Here is a 2,940-nt window from a genome sequence, read left to right as displayed (position 1 = left end):
CTGGTCGCGGCCGTGCTGGCGCTGGTGGCGGGCGCGGTCGCGCACCGCCGGCTGGACGACCGGCGCGGCGTTCCGCTGCGGCCTGACCTGGCGGCGGCGCTGCGCGGCGAGCGGTACGTCCCGCCGCGGGAGGAGCCGGCGGAGGAGCCGAGGGCCCGGACCGAACGGGGCGTGTTCATCGCGTTCGAGGGCGGCGAGGGCGCGGGCAAGACCACCCAGTCGCGGCTGGCGGCGATCTGGCTGCGCGACCACGGCTACGAGGTGGTCACCACCCGCGAGCCCGGCGCGACCAAGACCGGCATGCGGCTGCGCGCCCTGCTGCTGGACAAGGAGACCACGGGCCTGTCGTCGCGCGCCGAGACGCTGCTGTACGCCGCCGACCGCGCCGACCACGTCGCCAACGTCATCCGGCCCGCGCTGGAGCGCGGCGCGATCGTGGTCAGCGACCGGTACGTCGACTCCTCCCTGGCCTACCAGGGCTACGGCCGCGAGCAGGACGTCGAGGAGATCGCCGCGGTGAACGCCTGGGCGACCGAGGGCCTGGTCCCCGACCTGACGGTCCTGCTGGAGGTCCCGGCCGAGACGGGCCTGAACCGGCTGTCGGAGCCCGCCGACCGGCTGGAGTCGGAGCCGCGCGCGTTCCACGACCGGGTCCTGCGGGGCTTCCGCGAGCTGGCCGAGGCGCACCCGGAGCGCTACCTGATCGTGGACGCGTCGCGTCCGCAGCAGGAGATCAGGCGCGAGATCCAGGACCGCATCCGCGAGATCCTGCCCGACCCGGTGCCCGCCGCGGCCGAGGACATCACCTCCACGTTCCCCGCGATCACCGACGTCTGAGTCCGGCGCAGCCCGTAGCCTTGTCGCCATGAGCGTGTGGGATGACCTGGTCGGGCAGGCGCCGGTGGTGGAGCAGCTGTCCTCCGCCGCCGGGGGCGAGGGCAGGCCCGCGCACGCGTGGCTGTTCACCGGCCCGCCCGGGTCGGGGCGGACCACCGCCGCGCGGGCGTTCGCGGCGGCGTTGCAGTGCGGCGAGACGCCGCGGGGCTGCGGCCACTGCGCGTCCTGCCACCAGGTCCTCCAGGGGACGCACGCCGACGTCGAGGTCATCCGCCCCGCCGGGCTGTCCTACGGCGTGAAGGAGACCCGCGAGCTGGTGCTGCGGGCCTCCTCGTCGCCGTCGGGCGGGCGCTGGCAGATCGTGCTGTTCGAGGACGCCGACCGCGCCACCGAGGCCGCCGCCAACGCGCTGCTGAAGGCGATCGAGGAGCCCCCGCCGCGGACGATCTGGCTGCTGTGCACGCCGTCGCCGGAGGACCTGCTGGTCACCATCCGGTCCCGGTGCCGCCTGGTGACGTTGCGCACGCCGCCGGCCGCGGCGATCGCCGAGGTGCTGCGGCTGCGCGACGGCGTGGACCCCGAGACGGCGGAGATCGCCGCCCGCGCCGCGCAGGGGCACATCAGCCGCGCCCGGCGGCTGGCGACCGACCCCGAGGCCCGCAGGCGCCGGGGGGAGGTCCTGGCGGTCCCGCGCCGCCTGACCTCGGTGGGCCCGGCCGTGGCCGCCGCCGAGGCGCTGGTGAAGGCCGCCGACGCCGAGGCCAAGGCGACCGTCGAGACGCTGAACGAGTCCGAGACCGCCGCCCTCCGCCAGGCCCTCGGCGAGAGCGAGAAGGGGCGGATGCCGCGCGGCACGGCGGGCGCGCTGAAGGAGCTGGAGGACCGCCAGAAGTCCCGCGCGACCCGCCTCAAGCGCGACGCGCTGGACCGGGCCCTGCTGGACCTGGCCTCCTACTACCGCGACGTCCTGACGTTGCAGCTCGGCGTCCGGGGCGAGCTGGTCAACACCGAGCTGGCCCCCGAGCTGCGCTCGGCCGCCGAGGACACCACGCCGGAGTCCACGCTGCGCCGCCTCGACGCGATCATGGCGTGCCGCCGGCAGCTGAACGCGAACGTGAACCCGCTGCTGGCCGTCGAGGCGATGACCCTGGCCCTGCGGACCCGCTGAGCGGGAGGTCTCCGGTCAGGAGGTCACGCGGTCGGCGAAGGCGCGCGCGTTGGCCAGGACGCGGGCGGCCCGTTCCCCCAGCGGGACGCTCTCGTCGGGCGCCGCGCCCAGCAGGGTCTGCTTCTTGCCGCGCACGTAGAGGGAGCAGGCCAGGTCGGCGCACAGGTACTGCCCGACCGAGTTGCCCTGGCGGCCCGCCTCGCCGGCGCGGCGCGCGGTCATCAGCGCGACGCCGCCGCCGATGTGGGAGGTCAGGCACAGCGAGCACAGGCTGGTCGAGGAGAAGCCGCGCGCCGTTCCGGGCGCGGACGCCCGGCGCAGCGCGATCCCGGTGGGCCGGCCGTCGCGTTCGACGACCAGGTAGGCGCGGTCGGGCGCCTTCGGATCTCGCCAGCCGAGGAAGTCCAGGTCGTTCCAGGGCAGGTCGGCGAAGTCGGCGGGGAGGGTCAGGCGCTTGGCGTCGCCCTTGGAGCAGTTGACGAAGGACGCGCGAAGGTCGCGTTCGGTGATCGGTCGCATGAGCGGCGACCCTAGATTTACCTAGTGGGGCTAGGCAAACGGTTTATCGGCCCAGGCGAAGCGGAGCGTAAGGGACAGTAAAATTCCCATCTGTCCCAATTCGTTACTTTTCTGTGCGCCAACCTCAATGAGACCATCGATAGCGTCGCCGGGTTATGTCCGTTAAGCCGGACTGCTCCCTGAGTCAGGAGGTATCCGTGCGGCGTGCCGTTATCACCGCCGCCTGCGCCGTCGCCACCGCGACCACGGCGCTCGCGCTCCCCGGAGCCGCGGTCGCCAGCCCCGCGCAGGCCAAGGCCGAGGTCTCCGAATACGTCGTGCTCTACCGGAAGGGCGCCCAGCTCGGGAAGGCCCACGCCGCCGTGAAGGCGGCCGGGGGAACGATCATCCGTGAGAACCGTGCGGTCGGGGTCGCC

Annotated in this window: 3 protein-coding genes and 1 pseudogene; 3 read left to right on the top strand and 1 reads right to left on the bottom strand. The window is 74.1% G+C overall.

From position 1 onward, the window contains the following. A partial coding sequence (tmk, locus tag AKI01S_RS48485; protein WP_067833893.1) for a dTMP kinase occupies positions 1–837 on the top strand: 837 nt, incomplete at its 5' end. 28 nt (positions 838–865) lie between these two features. Then, positions 866–2,005: a DNA polymerase III subunit delta' gene (locus tag AKI01S_RS48480; protein ID WP_067833889.1), complete on the top strand. Its 1,140-nt coding sequence runs from the start codon at positions 866–868 to the stop codon at positions 2,003–2,005. Positions 2,006–2,020: 15 nt separating this feature from the next. On the opposite strand, the gene AKI01S_RS48475 is transcribed toward AKI01S_RS48480, so the two are convergent. After that, complete coding sequence (locus tag AKI01S_RS48475; RefSeq protein WP_067833885.1) at positions 2,021–2,524, bottom strand: FBP domain-containing protein; 504 nt, start codon at positions 2,522–2,524, stop codon at positions 2,021–2,023. 197 nt (positions 2,525–2,721) lie between these two features. On the opposite strand from AKI01S_RS48475, the pseudogene AKI01S_RS48470 reads away from it, so the two are divergent. Continuing rightward, positions 2,722–2,940 (top strand): annotated as a pseudogene (locus AKI01S_RS48470) (peptidase S8); the annotation flags it as partial.

This window comes from Actinomadura kijaniata NBRC 14229, assembly GCF_001552175.1.
Lineage (GTDB): Bacteria > Actinomycetota > Actinomycetes > Streptosporangiales > Streptosporangiaceae > Spirillospora > Spirillospora kijaniata.
Note: the sequence above shows the minus strand (reverse complement) of the source record. Positions and strands in the feature narration are given on the sequence as shown.

Bases quoted from the DNA above. Each gene is read 5' to 3' on its own strand.
- AKI01S_RS48475 (WP_067833885.1), bottom strand. From the start codon at position 2,524: ATGCGACCGATCACCGAACGCGACCTTCGCGCGTCCTTCGTCAACTGC.
- AKI01S_RS48480 (WP_067833889.1), top strand. From the start codon at position 866: ATGAGCGTGTGGGATGACCTGGTCGGGCAGGCGCCGGTGGTGGAGCAG.